Annotated in this window: 17 protein-coding genes; 8 read left to right on the top strand and 9 right to left on the bottom strand. The window is 73.4% G+C overall.

The features are described 5' to 3' along the window. Positions 1 to 19 precede the first annotated feature (19 nt). From ASG23_RS10265 to ASG23_RS10250, 4 genes are all read left to right on the top strand, one after another. The gene (locus tag ASG23_RS10265; RefSeq protein WP_056023950.1) at positions 20 to 1,459 is read left to right on the top strand and encodes an anaerobic C4-dicarboxylate transporter family protein; all 1,440 of its coding nucleotides are present in this window, start codon (positions 20 to 22) and stop codon (positions 1,457 to 1,459) included. Between the two features lie 29 nt (positions 1,460 to 1,488). Further along, positions 1,489 to 2,835, top strand: coding sequence for a M20/M25/M40 family metallo-hydrolase (locus ASG23_RS10260; RefSeq protein ID WP_056023947.1), 1,347 nt, complete (start codon positions 1,489 to 1,491; stop codon positions 2,833 to 2,835). Continuing rightward, positions 2,832 to 4,346, top strand: coding sequence for an MFS transporter (locus ASG23_RS10255; RefSeq protein ID WP_056023944.1), 1,515 nt, complete (start codon positions 2,832 to 2,834; stop codon positions 4,344 to 4,346). Before ASG23_RS10260 ends, ASG23_RS10255 begins: the two co-directional genes overlap by 4 nt. Positions 4,347 to 4,439: 93 nt before the next feature. Beyond that, the gene (locus tag ASG23_RS10250; protein ID WP_235521000.1) at positions 4,440 to 4,733 is read left to right on the top strand and encodes an isoamylase early set domain-containing protein; all 294 of its coding nucleotides are present in this window, start codon (positions 4,440 to 4,442) and stop codon (positions 4,731 to 4,733) included. A 58-nt stretch (positions 4,734 to 4,791) separates the two neighbouring features. Here ASG23_RS10250 and ASG23_RS10245 read toward each other — a convergent pair whose 3' ends face one another. From ASG23_RS10245 to ASG23_RS10230, 4 genes are read right to left on the bottom strand one after another with little or no spacing between them, the layout of a single operon-like run. Next, positions 4,792 to 6,552 (bottom strand): threonine/serine ThrE exporter family protein, encoded by a 1,761-nt coding sequence (locus tag ASG23_RS10245; RefSeq protein WP_056023941.1) that lies wholly within the window; start codon positions 6,550 to 6,552, stop codon positions 4,792 to 4,794. After that, positions 6,552 to 7,340 carry an SDR family NAD(P)-dependent oxidoreductase gene (locus ASG23_RS10240; protein WP_056023938.1) on the bottom strand — a complete coding sequence of 263 codons (789 nt, stop codon included), beginning with the start codon at positions 7,338 to 7,340 and terminating at the stop codon, positions 6,552 to 6,554. Before ASG23_RS10240 ends, ASG23_RS10245 begins: the two co-directional genes overlap by 1 nt. Further along, on the bottom strand, positions 7,337 to 7,843 hold the full coding sequence (locus ASG23_RS10235) for a DsbA family protein (RefSeq protein ID WP_056023935.1): 507 nt from the start codon (positions 7,841 to 7,843) through the stop codon (positions 7,337 to 7,339). Before ASG23_RS10235 ends, ASG23_RS10240 begins: the two co-directional genes overlap by 4 nt. 18 nt (positions 7,844 to 7,861) lie before the next feature. Continuing rightward, the gene (locus ASG23_RS10230; protein ID WP_056023932.1) at positions 7,862 to 8,887 is read right to left on the bottom strand and encodes an NAD-dependent epimerase/dehydratase family protein; all 1,026 of its coding nucleotides are present in this window, start codon (positions 8,885 to 8,887) and stop codon (positions 7,862 to 7,864) included. A gap of 98 nt (positions 8,888 to 8,985) precedes the next feature. On the opposite strand from ASG23_RS10230, the gene ASG23_RS10225 reads away from it, so the two are divergent. Then, positions 8,986 to 9,195, top strand: a complete 210-nt coding sequence (locus ASG23_RS10225; RefSeq protein WP_056023929.1) for a hypothetical protein — start codon at positions 8,986 to 8,988, stop codon at positions 9,193 to 9,195. A gap of 57 nt (positions 9,196 to 9,252) precedes the next feature. Then, positions 9,253 to 9,624: a hypothetical protein gene (locus ASG23_RS10220; RefSeq protein ID WP_056023926.1), complete on the top strand. Its 372-nt coding sequence runs from the start codon at positions 9,253 to 9,255 to the stop codon at positions 9,622 to 9,624. 35 nt (positions 9,625 to 9,659) lie between these two features. Here the strand turns inward: ASG23_RS10220 and ASG23_RS10215 are convergent, their stop codons facing one another. The 3 genes from ASG23_RS10215 to ASG23_RS10205 all read right to left on the bottom strand — a co-directional run bounded on the left by ASG23_RS10215 (position 9,660) and on the right by ASG23_RS10205 (position 12,104). Then, positions 9,660 to 10,199 carry a methylated-DNA--[protein]-cysteine S-methyltransferase gene (locus tag ASG23_RS10215; protein WP_056024581.1) on the bottom strand — a complete coding sequence of 180 codons (540 nt, stop codon included), beginning with the start codon at positions 10,197 to 10,199 and terminating at the stop codon, positions 9,660 to 9,662. A gap of 94 nt (positions 10,200 to 10,293) precedes the next feature. Continuing rightward, complete coding sequence (locus ASG23_RS10210) at positions 10,294 to 11,112, bottom strand: ABC transporter permease (RefSeq protein WP_056023922.1); 819 nt, start codon at positions 11,110 to 11,112, stop codon at positions 10,294 to 10,296. Continuing rightward, on the bottom strand, positions 11,109 to 12,104 hold the full coding sequence (locus tag ASG23_RS10205; RefSeq protein ID WP_056023919.1) for an ABC transporter ATP-binding protein: 996 nt from the start codon (positions 12,102 to 12,104) through the stop codon (positions 11,109 to 11,111). The genes ASG23_RS10210 and ASG23_RS10205 overlap by 4 nt, the downstream gene beginning before the upstream one ends. Positions 12,105 to 12,190: 86 nt before the next feature. On the opposite strand from ASG23_RS10205, the gene ASG23_RS10200 reads away from it, so the two are divergent. Beyond that, the gene (locus ASG23_RS10200) at positions 12,191 to 13,144 is read left to right on the top strand and encodes a helix-turn-helix transcriptional regulator (protein WP_056023914.1); all 954 of its coding nucleotides are present in this window, start codon (positions 12,191 to 12,193) and stop codon (positions 13,142 to 13,144) included. Positions 13,145 to 13,196: 52 nt separating this feature from the next. On the opposite strand, the gene ASG23_RS10195 is transcribed toward ASG23_RS10200, so the two are convergent. Both ASG23_RS10195 and ASG23_RS10190 read right to left on the bottom strand, forming a co-directional pair. Then, on the bottom strand, positions 13,197 to 13,781 hold the full coding sequence (locus ASG23_RS10195; protein WP_056023912.1) for a hypothetical protein: 585 nt from the start codon (positions 13,779 to 13,781) through the stop codon (positions 13,197 to 13,199). Positions 13,782 to 13,808: 27 nt separating this feature from the next. After that, positions 13,809 to 15,128: a mechanosensitive ion channel family protein gene (locus tag ASG23_RS10190; RefSeq protein ID WP_157465610.1), complete on the bottom strand. Its 1,320-nt coding sequence runs from the start codon at positions 15,126 to 15,128 to the stop codon at positions 13,809 to 13,811. A 304-nt stretch (positions 15,129 to 15,432) separates the two neighbouring features. Between ASG23_RS10190 and ASG23_RS10185 the strand changes: the two genes are divergently transcribed. Beyond that, complete coding sequence (locus tag ASG23_RS10185) at positions 15,433 to 16,272, top strand: DNA-3-methyladenine glycosylase family protein (RefSeq protein ID WP_056023908.1); 840 nt, start codon at positions 15,433 to 15,435, stop codon at positions 16,270 to 16,272. Positions 16,273 to 16,345: the final 73 nt, after the last annotated feature.

Here is a 16,345-nt window from a genome sequence, read left to right as displayed (position 1 = left end):
TAACGAGCGAGGAGTCGGCATGAGCGTCAGCTTCGTACTCGAGGCGCTGGTGGTGCTGGGCGCGATCGTCATGGGCACCCGTGCCGGCGGCGTCGGCGTGGGGCTCTGGGGTGGCCTCGGCACCTTCGTCCTGGTCTTCGTGTTCGGCGAGGCGCCGGGCGCACCCCCCGCTGCGGCGGTGGCGATCATCCTGGCCGTCGTCACCACGGCGGCGCTGATGCAGGCCGCGGGAGGCATCGACTGGATGGTGTTCGTCGCCGCGCGGGTGATCGAGAGCCGTCCGAAGCAGATCACCCTGATCGCGCCGCTGACCGCGTTCGCGTTCTGCGTGGGCGCGGGGACGGGAAACATCATCTATCCCCTGATGCCGGTGATCTACGACGTCGCCTACCGCAACCACATACGACCATCACGACCGCTCACCGTGACGGTGGTGCAGTCCGGCATCGCGCTGGCTGCCTCGCCGGTCTCGGCGGCGATGGCGGCGATGCTCACGCTCACCGACGTCGCGCCGTACGACCTCGGCCTCACCCAGATCCTCGCCATCACCTTCCCGGCGTGCGTGGTCGGGATCATCGTGACGTCGCTCGTGGTGAACCGGATGTGGAAGGAGCTCGACGACGACCCCGAGGTGCAGGCCAAGATCGCCTCGGGTGAGCTGCTGGCACCGGAGGCGGTGCTGGTCGGCGGGACGGCGGTCGCGTCCGCCGGCGGTGCCGCCTCCGACGCGGGCCCGGCACCGGTCGCGACGGGCGGGACACCACCGCCGCCGCCTGCGCCCGCGTCCAGCGCGCTGACGTACACGCGTGCCGGACGCAACTCCGCGCTGGCGTTCTTCGGCGGCGTCGTGGCGATCGTGCTCCTCGGCCTGTTCCCCGACCTGCGCCCGTCGTTCACCGTCGGCGACGAGACCGTGGCCCTCGACATGACGAACACCATCGTTCTCGTGATGTTCGTGGTCGGCGTGCTCATCCTGTTCATCGGCAAGCCCGACGTGCGGGACGTCCCGGAGATGTCCGTGTTCAAGGCGGGCATGATCTCCGCGATCGCCCTCTTCGGCATCGCGTGGCTCACCGCGACCTTCATCGCCGCCCACGAGGCGTACATCGTGGAGACCGTCGGCGCCTGGGTGACGGACTGGCGGTTCCTCTTCGCCCTCGCGGTCTTCATGGTCGCCGCGCTGACCACCAGCCAGTCCACCGCGACCAGGACGATGGTGCCGATCGGCCTCGCCGTCGGCCTCCCACCCGGGGTGGTCACCGGCATGTGGGCCGGTGCCCTGGGCGGCGTCTACACGCTCCCCGCCAACGGCACCCAGATCGCCGCGGCGAACTTCGACCTCACGGGCACCACGAAGCTGGGCACCAAGCTGCTCGACCACAGCTTCTTCATCCCGATGCTCGTCCTGTCCGTCACCACCATCGTCGTCGGCTCGGTCATCGGCGCCGTCTTCTTCTGACTCTCGACCGGGACCGAACGGAGCACACGATGGATCCGCAGGAGATCACGAGCCGGGCGGCCGCCCTCATGCCCGGGCTGCTCGACGACCTGGGCGCGCTCGTCGCCATCCCGTCGATCGCGTTCCCGGGGTACCCCGCCGAACCCGTCGTGCGGATGGGCCAGGAGGCGCTCCGCCTCTTCCAGGAGGCGGGCTTCACCGACGCGCGACTCATGGACGTCCCGTCCGGGTACCCACCGGTCTACGGGGAGATCGCGGGCCCGGAGGGGTCGCCCGTCGTCGTGCTGTACGCCCACTACGACGTCCAGCCCGCCCCGCCCGAGCAGGGCTGGACCAGCGACCCCTGGACGGCGACCCGCAAGGACGACGGGCGCATCTACGGACGCGGGGCCGCCGACGACAAGGGTGGGCTGGTGGCCCACCTGGGCACCCTGCGGGTCTTCGACGGGCAGCCTCCCTGCACGGTGAAGCTGATCCTCGAGGGGATGGAGGAGACGGAGAGCAACCTCGAGACCTTCGTCGAAGCCCATCCGGACCTGTTCGACTGCGACGTGTTCGTCATCTGCGACATGGGGAACCTGCGTGTCGGTGAGCCCGCCCTGACCACGGCGCTGCGCGGCGACGTCGCGTGCGTCGTGACGGTCAGCACTCTCGAGCACCCCCTGCACTCCGGTGTGTTCGGCGGGCCGGCGCCCGACGCGATGATGGCGCTCGCCCGCCTGCTCGCGACGTTGCACGACGACGCGGGGGACGTGGCGGTCGCCGGGGTCACGTCGAGCACGTGGGACGGCGACGGGCTCAGCCCCGACGACTTCCGCTCCAACGCCGACATGCTGGACGGGGTCGACCTGACGGGGACGGGGACCATCGGCTCGCGGCTGTGGTCGCATCCGTCGATCAACGCGATCGGCCTCGACATGACGAGCATCGCCGGCTCGTCGAACGTCCTGATCCCGCAGGCCAGCGCGAAGATCTCGATGCGGATCGTGCCCGGCTCGGACCCGGAGCACGAGCTCGACGCCCTCGTCGCCCACCTGGAGGGCCACGCGCCGTGGGGGGCCACGGTCGAGGTGCAGCGCACCAAGGCGGCGCCGCCGTTCACCTGCGCGACGGACGGCCCCGCGTACGCCGCCGCGAGCGCCGCGCTGGCTGAGGCGTTCGGCCGGCCCGTGAGCGGTGCGGGCAGCGGCGGCTCGATCCCGCTCCTGCGCACGCTCGGGTCGGTGGCGCCGCGCGCGGAGTTCATCCTCTGGGGTCCGGAGGACCTCGCCGCCTCCCGCATCCACGCGTCGGACGAGAGCGTCGACCCCAGCGAGATCGAGAAGCTCGTCGTGGCGCAGTCGCTGCTGCTCCAGAAGCTGGCGGAGCGGCCGTGACGTCCGCCGCGTCCGCCCGGGGGGTCCTGCTCGCCGCCTGCCTGTCCACGCTGATCGTCAACGCCAACACGTCGGCGGTCAGCATCCTGCTCCCGGCTATCAGCGACGACACGGGCATGTCGGTGACGACGCTGCAGTGGGCGGTGACCGGCTACTCCTTGGTCGGCGCGGCGACGATCGTCACGTCCGGCTCGCTCGGTGACGTCTACGGACGCAAGCGCGTCTTCCAGCTCGGCCTGCTCCTCTTCATCGGGTCGTGCGTGCTGATCGCGCTGTCCGACTCCGGCGGGATGGTGATCGCCGGACGTGCCATCCAGGGAGCCGCGGGCGCGACCGTCCTGGCGTGCGGGCTCAGCCTGCTGTCGGTGGCCAACACCGGGGCCGCGCAGCTGCGGGCCGTCTCGCTGTGGGGCGCGGCCGCCGCCGTCGGGGCCGCGCTCGGTCCCCTCCTCGGCGGAGTCCTGGTCGAGGTGGCCAGCTGGCACGCGCTCTTCTGGGTCGACGGGGTGGTGGCGGTCGGCGTCATGGCACTGACGGCAGCCACCGTGCAGGAGTCGCGCGACCCGACGCGGTCGCGCTCGATCGACCTCGGCGGGAGCGTGCTCGTCGCCCTCACGCTCATGCCGTTCATCCTCGCCGTGAGCAAGGGCAGCGAGTGGGGCTGGGTGTCCCCCGCCACGCTCGGCTGCCTGGCGGTCGCGGTCGCCGCGGGCGTCGGCTTCGTCGCCGTCGAGCGCCGGGTCGCGGTCCCGATGCTGGACCTGACCATCCTGCGCAACCGGATCCTCGTCGGGTCCACGCTGGCGATCCTCATCGGAGCCGGCACCATCAACGGCCTGATGTACCTGGTCAGCCTCTACTTCCAGGACCCCGCGACGCTCGGGTTCAGCCCGTTGGAGGCCGGGATCGCCACCCTGCCCGCGACGGTCGGTCTGGTGCTCGTGGCGCCTCTGGTGCCCCGGCTCGCGGGACGGCTGGGCGGTCGCCAGGTCGTGGGCATCGGGTTCCTCGTCACCGCCATCGGCTTCGCCGTCCTCGGGTTCGTCAGCTCGTCGTGGACGTACGCGGCGTTCGTCCTGCCGCTGCTCGCCGTCGCCATCGGGATGGGCCTGTCCAACGGCCCGGCGTCGGCCGCGGCGACCGCGTCGGTCTCCGCGAGCCAGGTCGGCGCGGCGTCCGGGGTGTCCAACATGGCCCGGTACGTCGGCGCCGCGGTCGCGACGGCGCTCGCCGCGACGATCTACGGCGGCGTCATCGCCGACCGGACCGCCGAGGGGGTGCCCGCGCCGGACGCTCTCTCCGCCGGCCTCGCCACCGCCGCGTGGTTCATGGCGGCGTTCAGCGTGCTCGGCGTCGCCATGGCCGTCGTCATGGGCCGGCGGGCCCGCGCCGGCGGGCGCACGCTGGGCGACGCCGCCGCGTCTGCAGCCGCGATCACCCACACCCTGCCGACGTCCGCCACCCCGACGCTGACGGACGCTGCCGTCTCGAGCCGGGGTTCGGGGACCTGAGCACCGGCTCGAGACGTCGTGATCACCCTGCCGTAGTCCGGCCGGAACATGAGTGCGCGACAATACGCCTCGTCTCCGTCACCGAGTGAAAGCGTGGCCCTGCCCGTGCTCAAGAAGTCCCGCTCCGCCGCCTCCGCCACCTGCACGCTGACGTTCTTCCTGCCGACGACCGCGCTCGACGGGCCGGTCAGCGTGGTCGGCACGTTCAACGGCTGGACCCCCGGGCTGCACCCGCTGCGCCACCGCTCCAACGGGACGGCGAGCACGTCCGTGACCGTGCCCGTGGGCGAGACCGTCAGGTTCCGCTACCTCGGCGAGCAGGGCCGCTGGTTCGACGACGCCGACGCGGACGAGATCACCGCGGACGGTTCCGTCGTGCACGCCTGAGCGCGCGTCCTCGGGCGAGGCCCTGACCGGCCTCGCCCGGGGGATCGGCGGGCAGGGCTCAGACCCGGCCGATCGCAACCCCCGCCCGCCGCGCGATCGCGGAGCCGAGCGCGATGCCCGCGAGCACCCCGAGCGAGATCGCGACCATGGTCGTCCCGGCGTTGACGACGGTGGTGAGCGCCGCCGCCTTGTCCCCCAGCATCGACGTGACCCCGACCAGCCCGAGCGCCCCGGGCACCAGCAGCCAGAACCCGGGCAGGAACCCGACGAGCGCGGGCGGACCGGTCGGTCGGGTCGCCGCGAGCATCGCCACGGGGGTCATGAGGAGCGCGCCGATGAACGCCGAGAACACCCCGCCGAAGAACAGCCCGCCCACCACCTGACCGGCGTAGGCGACGACCAGCACGAGCAGGATCCACGGCAGCGCGGGCCGGCGAGCACAGTGGTGGAACACCACACCCGTGCCGAACACGAGGACACCGATCCACGGACCCGCCCAGCCGAGCAGCTGGGAGGCGGTGGAGCCGATCTCGGTCGCGGGGACGCCCACGAGCGCCGCGGCTCCCGTGATCCCGAGCGCCAGGAGCACGAGCTGCATGACCCCGGCGGCGAGCCGCGCGGATCCCGCGATCATCTGCCGGGTGGCCAGGTCGATCGCGGCCGTCGTGAGCAGGGCGCCGGGCAGGAAGGTCACCAGCGGCGCGACCAGTGGCGCGAGCGTCCCGATCCCGATCCCGGTGCGGGACAGGAGGAACACCGCGACCGACACGGCGAACGCGCAGCTCAGCACCACGAGTGCCTGGTACGCGGCCGGCAGGCGGACGGTGGCCACCTGCAGGCACGCGATCCCCACGCCGAGCAGGGCTGCGACCAGGACGTCGACGAGGCTGCCGCCAAGGATCATCGCCAGGCCCGTGGAGACGCCGACGTACCCGAGGATGCGCACCCGCGCGTCGTACAGCGGTGGTGCACTGACGGCGGTCTCGATCTGCTCGGCGCCCTCGAGCGGGCCGACCCTCCCGGACTCGGCGGCGTCGGCGACGTCGAGCACGTCCTGCACCTGGTGCAGCCGCAGCTGTCGGAAGCCCGCCGACGAGGCGGCCGTCTGGGTCGTCGTGCCCCCGGGCACGGAGACGAGCAGCGCCGTGGGCAGCGCGATCACCTCGACGTCCGAGGCGCCGTTGATGGCCGCGACCCGCTCGAGGGTGCGCGTCACCTGGACCACCGGAGCGCTCGAGTCGATCATCGCCTGGCCGAGCACCATGAGGAACCGGATGGTGGCGACGGTCTCGTCGGGCGCCTCGGGGATCGCGACGGCGCTGTCGCCGACCGAGCCGACCGAGCCGGCCGGGCGGACCATGGCGACCGGTGCCGTCGGCGGCGCGGGGTCGTCGAGGAGGGCGGGCGCGACCACCCCCGTCCGGGGCCCGCGGTTGCGCCGGAACAGCACGACCAGGGCGGTGGTCGCGACCACGAGGACGAGCAGGGCCGTGATGATCGCGCCGAGCGGGATCGTCGAGCCGGTGACCGCGGGTTCCTGGGTCCACGGCACCTCCACCACGACCGTCTCGGTCGGTACGGGGGCCGGCGAGGGTGTGGCCGAGGGCTCCTCGGTCGGGGTCACCACCGGCTCCGCGGGGGACGTCGGGGTCGCCGTCGGCTCCGGGGTCGGTGTGGGCGAGGGCGTGGTGGGCTGGTCGGTGGTCGCGGCCGTCGGCTCCGGGGGCGGCGGGGCGGTGTCGGTCGGGGCCGCGGCGGCCTCGGTGCTTCCCGGGGTCGGCACCGCACCGACCGTCATGACGCCACGACCCTGCTCCATCACGCGACCGGGTCCGCGTCGCCGTACGCGCCGAGGCGCAGGGTGCGTGCGTCGGTGGCGAGGATCTGCGGCAGGGCTTCGAGCAGCGACGAGACCGTGTCCGTCCCCGCGCGCACGAACCTGCCCGAGAGCGCGTCCAGCTCCCCGTCGCCGAACGCCCGGACCAGCTCGGCGACGGCCTCGACCGGCGTCCACTCGGTCCGGCCCTCATGCATCGCCATCGAGGTGGTCATCGCCGTCTCGACGTGCCCGGGGGCCAGGTCGAGCACCCGGACTCCCTGGTCGTGGTACTGCGCGTGCAGCTGCGTGGTGAAGCGGCCGAGCGCGCCCTTGCTGATCGCGTAGCCGGTGTAGGCGGTCATCGCCCGGTGACCGGCGCCGGAGTTCATGTTCAGCACCCGGCCGTCGCCGCGCGCGAGCATCCCCGGCAGCACCGCGTGCGTGACCAGCAGCGGCCCGCGCACGTTCGCCTCGATCACCCGCCACGAGTCCTCGACGTCGTCCTCGACGAACGGCAGCTCCGCACGCTCGATGACCCCGGCGTTGTTCACCAGGAGCCCGATCCCGCCGAGCTCCTCCTCGACGCGCGCCACGGCGTCGAGCACCGCGGTGGCATCGACCAGGTCGGCGGCAGCGACGCACACGTCACCGCTGATCTCCTCGGCCACGGCGTCCAGGTGTGCGCGCGTCCGACCCACGAGGCCGACCGCGTACCCCGCGCGCGCCAGGCCGAGGGCGATGCCGCGCCCGATCCCCCGCCCGGCACCGGTGACCAGCGCCGTCCTCACGCGATCGCCCCGACGGCCTCGCGCAGCCGCTCCAGCGTCACTTTCCCGTGGAACCTCGTCCCGTCGACGAAGACGGTGGGGGTGCCCCGCACACCCGCCTCGATGCCCGCCGCGTAGTCGGCAGAGACGGCAGGGGCATGGACCTGGGCGTCGTCGCCCGCGACCGCGGCCGGATCGAGACCGAGCGCCTCGGCCGCCCGACGCAGGTCCGGCTCGGCCAGCCGGTCCTGATGGCTCATCAGCTCGTCGTGCATCTCCCAGAACCTGCCCTCGACGCCGGCCGCCTCCGCTGCGAGCGCCGCGGACAGTGCGTACGGGTGCACCTCGAAGAGGGGGAAGTGCCGCCACACCAGCCGGACCCGTCCCTCGGAGGTGTCGACGAGTTGCCGCAGCGCGGGGGCCGCCGCGCGGCAGTACGGGCACTCGAGGTCACCGAACTCGAGCACGGTGATCGGGGCGTCGCGGCGGCCGTAGACGTGCCGCTCGGCGAGGGGATCGGTCATGCGTCGAGGATGCCAGGCTCAGCGGCGGCGCGGCCGCAGCGGCGGGCTCGCCGTCCCGGCGCCGGACGCGATCCCCGCGAGAAGCTCTCGGACGGTGTCGATACCGGACCGGGTGGGCCGCCAGTCGAGCTCGCGCCGCGCGCGCGAGGTGTCGAGGAGCGGCGCGGCCAGTGCCATGTCCAGCCAGCCCGGGCCCACGGGCACCGCGCGCGCGTGCCACCCGACCGCGACGGCTGCCCGGGCCTGCGCCACCGGCACCTCGACCAGCCGCCCGTGGGACACGACGTCGGCAAGATCCTGCCCCCGCAGCACGTCGGGGGCGGCGATGTTGAACGGACCACGCACCCGACGCACCACAGCCTCGCGGAACGCCGAGGCGACATCGTCGGCATGCACCACCTGCAGGCGCAGACCCTGCGGCCACGGCAGTGCCGAGAGGTGCCCGCCGAGCGCCCGCTTCGGCACCCACGGGCCGAGGAAGTAGCGCGAGATCTCGTGCCCCGCGGCGCGCTGGAACACCAACGACGGCCGCAGCCGGGCGATCGCGAGGTCGGGGTACGCGGCCTCGACCTCGTCGAGCACCCGCTCCACGGAAGCCTTGTCGACGCTGTACGACGACGACCGCACGCCGTCCGTCGCCCAGCCCTCACCTCGCGGCACGTCGTCGGGCGCGGGCGAGTACGCACCGACGCTGGAGGCGACGACCACGTGCGGCACTCCCGCCCGCCGGGCCGCGTCGAGCACCCGGCGGGTCCCCGCGACGTTCACGTCGTGCAGCCGGCGGCGGTCGTGGCTGGGCTGGATCGCCCACGCCAGCTGGACGACCGCGTCGGCACCGGCGAACGCGGCCGCCAGCGTCTCTCCCGCGCCCGCGTCGGCGATGTCGCACGCCACCCACGTCGCCACGCCGTACGGAGCCGGTGGGGTGCTGCGCGGCGCCCGGCGCGCCACGCCCACCACCGAGGTCACGGTGCCGTCGTCGACGAACCGCCGCAGCAGGGCCGTGCCCACGTTGCCGCTGGCACCGACCACGACGACCCTCATGCGCGCTCCCCGTCCACGACGCCCACGCTCGCACCAGTTGGCGCTCCCCGCATCCCTGTCGACGCGCGCCCGCGCGTGCGGCGAGCCACGATGCGTCCATGCGGGTCATACGCGTGCTGCTGGGGCGTGTCGCCGGTGTGGCCGCGGTCGCGGTTGCGGCCGGGTGCGCCGTCGGCTCGCCCGCCACGACCGTCGACGAGGCGCGGGCGCTCACCGCCCCGCTCGAGCAGGCCTCGTCGGCGGTCGGCACCGCCACGCTGGCCACGGAGCTCCTGGGCGACGACGGGACCAGCGCGGCGGTCACGTGACCTGGACCGAGCGCTGGGTCCGGGACCACGTGATCGGACGGCTGCCGGGAGGTCGCCATGATCCTGGGTGACCTGCTCGACGCCCCGGTGCGCGGACCCGCCGACGAGCCGCTGGGCTTCGTGGTGGACGTCCGGTTCGTGCTCGACGGTCCGCCGGACGGGACGCTGGCCGCACCGCGCTTGCACGAGCTGCTGGTCAGCCCACGGACCGGCACGTCCTTCCTGGGCTACGAGCGGACCGAGGTGCGCTCCCCTGCCCTGCTGGCGCGGTGGCTCCGGTGGCGCCACCGTGGGACGTTCCTGGTGCGCTGGCAGGACGTGATCGCGGTCGAGCCCGGCGCGGTCCGGCTGCGCGAGGGCTTCCGGCGGCTCTCCCCTGAGCTGCCCGGTCGACCCTCGCAGCGCCCGGACCTGCACCGGGCCACGTGACGCCTGCGCACAGAGCACCGCGTCACCGCCCGGGGTCAGAACAGCAGGTGCTCGCGCGGCCGGCCCTTCGCCTCGTGCCCGAGCAGGAAACGCTTGCGGTCGAGCCCGGCGGCGAACCCGGTCAGCGACCCGTCCGCCCCGATCACCCGGTGGCACGGCACGACGATCGCGATCCGGTTGCGCCCGTTGGCTGCCCCGACGGCCCGTGACGACGTCCGCGGATCGAGCCCGATCTCCGCGGCGAGATCGCCGTAGGACCGCGTCTGCCCGAACGGGATGCGCTGCAGCCCCTCCCACACGCGGACCTGGAACGCGGTCCCGACGAGGTGCAGCGGGAGGTCGAACTCGGTGCGTGTCCCGGCGAAGTACTCGTCGAGCTGCGTCTGCACCTCGTCGAACTCGTCGTCGGCACGCTCCCCGAACGGTCCCTGCACGGCCTCGTACTTCGAGCTCGGGAGGAGCAGCGCGGACAGCGCTCCGTCGTGGGCGACCAGCGTGATGGGGCCGAGCGGCGACGGAACCACCGTGTGCACCACACGCACGTCCTCGAGAAGCCCGAGATCCTGGACGGTCATGGTCGTCATCATTCCCCCACCCACTGACATCGCCCGCCCGTCGCGCGCCCTCGAGGAGAAGACGCGCCCCGGACGGGCGATGTGAGGTGCGAGCTCAGTCGGTGCTGCGCAGCAGGGTCCGCACCCCGACGGTCAGCCCGACGACGGCGGTGAGGATCGCCGCGAGCCAGCCCGCCGCCACGGCGCTGCTGGTCAGGTCGCCGGCGAACAGCGCTCGCTCGGCCTCGACCACCCACCGCAGCGGGTCGAACGCCGAGGCGACCTTCATCCACTGCGGCCCGGTCTCCAGCGGCAGGAGCATCCCGGACAGGATCAGCAGGGGGAACAGCACGGTCTGCTGCACGACCCAGAACATCCACTCCTGCTTGCGGACCGCGATCGCCAGCGCGTAGCTCAGCGACCCCAGCCCGACACCCAGCACCGCGAGCATCGCCAGGCCGATCGGTGCCCCGACGGGGTCGACCCGGAAGCCGAACGGCAGCATCACCAGGACGAGGATGATCGCCTGCGCGACCAGCGGCACCATCTCCTTCAGCGAGCGCCCGACCAGCTGCGACGACCGCGACAGAGGCGTCACCAGCAGGCGCTCGTGCGCCCCGGTCTGCATCTCGAACTGGAGGTTGGACCCGGTGGTGGACGTGCCGAAGAGGGTCGTCATCACCAGGATCGACGGGACGAACCACTGCCACACGTCCGCGGAGCTCAGGCCCCCGGACTCCCCGACCGAGCCGACCAGCAACGGTCCGAACAGGCCGAGGAACACGAGCGGCTGGATCAGTCCGAACACGACGGAGAACGGCTCCCGGGCCACGGGCCGCAGCTCGCGGGTCATGACGAGGCGGACGTCCGAGATCCAGGACCGGCGGACGGGGGTCAGCGTGCGGGTCGGGGCGTCGACGGTGGCGGTGCTCATGCTGCGGCCTCCTCGGTGGCTGAATCGGTGGCGCGCGATCCCTCGTCGCGCAGGCTGCGGCCGGTGAGGGCCAGGAAGACGTCGTCGAGCGTGGGTCGCACGGCGAGCGCCTCGAGCAAGGGCGCTCCGGCGCCGGACGCGGCGAGGACCAGCGCGGGCACGGCCGCTCCGGCGTCGGGCACCCGCGCCTCCACCCGGTCGCCTGCGACGGTCACGTCCCGGGCACCGGGCAGAGCCTCGACGATCGACGCCACCCGCGCCGCCGTCCCGCCCACCGCGACCGTGAGCACCACCCTGTCGCCGGCGAGCGTGCGCTTGAGCCCGTCCGCGGTGTCGTCGGCGATGACCTGCCCGTGGTCGACCACCACGACACGCTCGGCCATCGTGTCGGCCTCGTCGAGGTAGTGCGTGGTGAGCACGATCGTCATCTCGTGCTCGGCGCGCAGCCGGGAGATGTGCTCCCAGAGGTTGGCCCGGTTGTGCGGGTCGAGCCCGGTGGTCGGCTCGTCCAGGAACAGCAGGCGTGGCGCGTGCACGAGGCCCAGCGCGACGTCGAGCCGCCGCCGTTGGCCGCCGGACAGGTCCGACACCTTGCGCTTGGCCAGCGCGGCCAGGTCGAGCGCGTCCAGCAGCTCGGCCGTGCGCAGCCGTGCCGCCGTCCTGTCCAGCCCGTAGACCTGGCCCTGCATCGTCAGCTCGTCGGCCGCGCGCTGCTGGTGCCCGGCTCCGTTGCCCTGCCCGACGTAGCCGATGTGCCGACGCACGGTGGCCGGTTCCGCGACGACGTCGACGCCGGCGACCGTCGCGGTGCCGGACGTCGGTCGGATCAGGGTGGTCAGCATGCGCATCGTGGTCGACTTGCCGGCGCCGTTCGGGCCGAGCACCGCGACGAGCTCGCCGGGGGCGATGTCGAGGTCGATCCCCCGCACGGCGTGCACGGTCTCGGTACTGCTCACCACGAAGTCCTTGGTGAGTCCTCGGGTCTGGATCATGGCTCTCCCTCGTCGAGTGGGTACAGCGCAAGCCTCTCGGGTATAGCGGTCAGTTCCTGTCCGCTACTTCGTGGCATGCTGAGCACATGTCCACGCCGTCGTCGCGCCTCCTGGCACTCCTGTCGCTGCTGCAGGCTCGCCGCGACTGGCCGGGCGAGGCGCTCGCGGACCGGCTCGGCGTGAGCCCGCGGACCGTCCGCCGCGACGTCGACCGCCTGCGCGAGCTCGGCTACCCCGTGCACGCGAGCAAGGGACCCGACGGCGGGTACCGGCTCGACGCCGGCACCCAGATGCCGCCGCTCCTGCTCGACGACGAGCAGGCGGTCGCCCTCGTCGTCGCCCTGCAGACCGCGTCCACCGGCGTGGCCGGGGTCGACGAGGCCGCCGTGCGGGCGCTCGCGACGCTCCGCCAGGTCATGCCCGCCCGGCTGCGCGCCGCAGCCGACGCGCTCCAGGTCACCGCCGTCACGCGCGGCGGCAACCGCCCGCAGGTCGACCAGCAGGTGCTGCTGACGGTGGGCACGGCTGTGCGTGCACGCGAGGTGCTCCGGTTCGACTACGAGGGCGGCAGCGACACCCGGCTCCCCCGGCGTGCCGAGGCCCACCACCTGGTCACCTGGGGTGGCCGCTGGTACCTGGTCGGCTACGACCTCGACCGCGAAGACTGGCGCACCTACCGCGTCGACCGGATGACCCCGAAGACCGGGTCAGGTCCGCGGTTCGCACCGCGCCCGCTGCCCGCGACCGACGTCGCCGCCTACGTCGCCGCGCAGTTCAGCAGCGTCGACCCGTGGCCCTGCCGCGGCGAGGCCGATGTGGACATGGCTGCGTCCGAGGTCGCTCGGTGGGCCGGCCGGGACGCCCTCGTCGAGCCTCTCGGCGACGACCGCTGCCGCGCCGTCCTGAGCGCCTGGTCCTGGGACGGCGTCGCCTCGAGGTTCGCGATGTTCGGCGTGCCCCTCCGTGTGGTCGGACCACCCGAGCTGGCCGACGCCATGCACCGCCTGGCGGACCGGGTCACGGCGGCCGTCACGACGTGACGGCGCCGACCAGACGATCACAATCGAACCCGCCATGGGTGTCATCACCGGCTCACCCGCGGACGTCCAGGGCGGGGTGGCGGGGGTCGTCCACGTGGACGACGGCGTCAGCCAGCTGCGTCGGCTCCGTCTCCTCGTCGTAGCGCGAGAACGCCGGGAGCGTCCAGCGGTCCTCCGCCGGTGTCCGGCGCGTGAGGGTCGCCGGCCGGACCGTCAGGTGCACGGTGAGCTCGGCGTCCAGCCACCGTCCGAGCAGGAGGCTCCCGTCGAGCACCAGGACGGCTCGCTGCGGTGCGTCCACGAACCCTGCCCGGGTCGACCGGTCGGCGGCGGCGTCCCACAACGTCGGCAGGAAGCGGCCCTGCGCGGCGAACGGGTCGAGCACCTCACGCGCGAGCGCACCCGCGTCCAGCCGGTCCTCCAGGTAGGCGTCGGGATCGTGCCGCCCGTGCTCGAACCGCACGGAGGCAGGGCGCAGGAAGTCGTGGGCGTGCACCCTGACCACAGGCCGACCGAGCGCCCGCAACGGGTCGACGAGAGCGTCGGCGAGGGCGTCGGGCCGCGTCGACGGTGCGCCGTCGACGATGACGCGCACCCTCCCGTCACGGGTGGCGACGAGCTGCACGAGCCGGTCCACGAAGCAGCTCCGGCGTGACCGGCTGGATCAGGGCCGCTGCCCCTCGCCGTGCTCGTCCGCGGCCTGCTCACGCTCGTCGATGACGTCCTGCCCGGGCCCGGAGAAGTGCCGGGACCGTTCCAGGGCGTCGATGCTCCCGGTGAAGAGGCGGGCGTCCTGCCCGCTGGCGGGCAGGACGTGCGTGTCGTCCGGGGACCACGCACGCGGCACCGGCAGGACTGACGTCGGGGAGTCCGGAGGGGCGGCACGGCGCCCCGACGGCGGCGTGAGCGTGGGCATGCTGCCCTCCCACCGGGTCTTGGGCAGGCTCTGCGGCGCCTCCCGCTGGAGCCAGCCCACCAGCTCCTCGCGCACGTAGCAGCGCAGGTCGAACAGGGTGGGAGCGTCGACGGCGCTGGCCAGCGCGCGGATGCGGACCATGCCGCCGACCGCGTCCGTGACCTGGAGGATGCCGACGCGGCGGTCCCACAGGTCGGTGTTCTGGAGCAGCCGTGTCAGCTCCGTGCGCATCGCCTCGACCGGGACCTCCCAGTCGACGTCGAGCTCGACGGTGCCCAGCAGGTCGGCCGCGCGGCGGGTCCAGTTCTCGAACGGCGTCGTCGTGAAGTAGGTGGACGGCAGGATCAGTCGGCGGTCGTCCCAGATGTGCACGACGACGTACGTGAGCGTGATCTCCTCGATGCGTCCCCACTGGTCGTCCACGACGACCACGTCGTCCACCCGGATCGCGTCGGTGAAGGCCAGCTGGACCCCGGCGAACACGTTCGCCAGAGAGCTCTGCGCCGCCAGCCCGGCGACGATCGAGATGAGGCCTGCGGACGCCAGCAGGCTCGCGCCGAGCGCCCGGGCCGACGGGAACGTCAGCAGGATCGCCGCGATCGCGCAGAGCACGAGGACCGCGACCGTGATGCGCCGCAGCACCTGGACCTGCGTGCGGACGCGGCGGGCGTGCCGGTTGTCGGCGACGTCGATCCGGTACCGCTGCACGGCGGCGTCCTCGAGCACGAACGCGAGGCTGCCGATCAGCCAGGCCACGGTGACGATGAGGGCGATCAGCAGGACGTGCTCGGCGGTCCGCGTCCAGTCCGCCGGGTCGGTGCTCAGGCGCAGCGCGATCCAGACCGCGACGACGAGCAGGACAGCCCGCATGGGCTTGCGCGAGCGCCGCGTGAGGTCCGCCGCGACCGCCGAGCGGCGCGCGAGCCGCCGGACCAGGACGGCGAGGAGCGTCGCGGTGAGGTAGGCGACGACGATGGCGGCCAGGAGAGAGACCGTCGGGACGACGAAGCCCTGGACTCCGCCCGCCGCGGTCTCGTCGACGGCGCCGGGCAGCTGGTGAGGGGGCACGTCCTCAGCGTAGGCAGTGCCCGGACGCAGGTGCGCCCCGTCCCCTGTTCTCGGGGACGGGGCGCCACGGAGAGGCGTCTCGCCGGCACGAGGCTTGGCGCGCTCCCTGAACCCTCACGGGCGGTCCGGCTCTCGCCGTGACCCTCGGCAGCATGGCCCATCTTGCGACCGGCTGGTCGGCCCGGGCTCCCGGAACGATCAGCTGGAACCTTTCTAGCACTGCCACGCGCTGGGCGCATCCTTTCCATGTGAATACATTGACTTGGTAAAGCGTCCAGCAGGTGACGCCGCTACCGTCGGACCTGTGCGCGCCACCGCCCTCGTCCTGCACCGGCCGTTCGATGCTGTCCCGGCGCTCGCCTCGCTGGCCGCCCACGCGGTTCCCGGGGTCGAGACCGTGGACGCCGGCGTCGTGCGTCGGATCGTGCGGCTCGGCGCCGGACCGGCGCTCGTGGAGGCGACGCTCGGTCCGGACCGGATCTCGGTGCGCTCCACGGCCGGGTCGGAGGCAGAGCTCGAGGCGCTGGCCTCCTCGTGGTTCGGCCTCGCCGACGATCTCGACACGGTGCTCGGCGCCTTCGGAGAAGACGCCGTCCTCGGGCCGCTCGTCCGGGCCCGCCCTCGGCTGCGGATCTTGGGTCACCCCGACGGCTTCGAGGCCGCCGTGACGACCGTGCTCGGCCAGCAGGTGTCGCTCGCCGCGGCCCGGACGTTCGGGGGTCGGCTGGCCGCCGCCTACGGCAGCCCCGGACCGGGCGGCCTGACCATGTACCCGACACCGGACCGGCTCGCGGCGGTCGACCCGGTGGAGCTGCAGAGCGTCGTTCGGATCACCCACTCCCGCGCCCGGACCCTGCACGCCCTCGCGCGCGCCTGTGCCGACGGTCTGGTCCTCGGCGCCCCCGGTTCACCGGACGTCCGCAGGGATCTCCTCGCCCTCCCCGGGATCGGTCCGTGGACCGCCGACTACCTCGCGCTGCGCGTGCTCGGCGACCGCGACGCGATGCCCGTCGGGGACCTCGTGCTGCGCCGGGCCCTCGGTGCGGGGTCCGCGGCGGACGTCACCCGGCTGGCCGAACGGTGGCGCCCGCTGCGCGCCTACGCGTCCGTCCACCTCTGGACCTCGACGGCGTACGCCCTCTGAGCAGCGCGAACGCGGTCCGGTGACGGCACGGTCACGATTCGGTCCCGCCCACGCCGATGCCGTCACAGTTGAG

Origin of the sequence: Cellulomonas sp. Leaf395, assembly GCF_001424125.1 — a bacterium.
In the GTDB taxonomy this organism is placed as follows: domain Bacteria; phylum Actinomycetota; class Actinomycetes; order Actinomycetales; family Cellulomonadaceae; genus Cellulomonas.
The sequence above is the reverse complement of the archived record's forward strand: the minus strand, read 5'-3'. Positions and strand labels throughout refer to the sequence as shown.

What these genes read in the sequence shown, in the direction of transcription:
- ASG23_RS10235 (WP_056023935.1), bottom strand. Translation starts at nt 7,843, where the DNA reads ATGACCGATCCCCTCGCCGAGCGGCACGTCTACGGCCGCCGCGACGCC.
- ASG23_RS10230 (WP_056023932.1), bottom strand. Translation starts at nt 8,887, where the DNA reads ATGAGGGTCGTCGTGGTCGGTGCCAGCGGCAACGTGGGCACGGCCCTG.
- ASG23_RS10225 (WP_056023929.1), top strand. Translation starts at nt 8,986, where the DNA reads ATGCGGGTCATACGCGTGCTGCTGGGGCGTGTCGCCGGTGTGGCCGCG.
- ASG23_RS10215 (WP_056024581.1), bottom strand. Translation starts at nt 10,199, where the DNA reads ATGACCGTCCAGGATCTCGGGCTTCTCGAGGACGTGCGTGTGGTGCAC.
- ASG23_RS10205 (WP_056023919.1), bottom strand. Translation starts at nt 12,104, where the DNA reads ATGATCCAGACCCGAGGACTCACCAAGGACTTCGTGGTGAGCAGTACC.
- ASG23_RS10245 (WP_056023941.1), bottom strand. Translation starts at nt 6,552, where the DNA reads ATGGAGCAGGGTCGTGGCGTCATGACGGTCGGTGCGGTGCCGACCCCG.
- ASG23_RS10220 (WP_056023926.1), top strand. Translation starts at nt 9,253, where the DNA reads ATGATCCTGGGTGACCTGCTCGACGCCCCGGTGCGCGGACCCGCCGAC.
- ASG23_RS10210 (WP_056023922.1), bottom strand. Translation starts at nt 11,112, where the DNA reads ATGAGCACCGCCACCGTCGACGCCCCGACCCGCACGCTGACCCCCGTC.
- ASG23_RS10260 (WP_056023947.1), top strand. Translation starts at nt 1,489, where the DNA reads ATGGATCCGCAGGAGATCACGAGCCGGGCGGCCGCCCTCATGCCCGGG.
- ASG23_RS10200 (WP_056023914.1), top strand. Translation starts at nt 12,191, where the DNA reads ATGTCCACGCCGTCGTCGCGCCTCCTGGCACTCCTGTCGCTGCTGCAG.
- ASG23_RS10265 (WP_056023950.1), top strand. Translation starts at nt 20, where the DNA reads ATGAGCGTCAGCTTCGTACTCGAGGCGCTGGTGGTGCTGGGCGCGATC.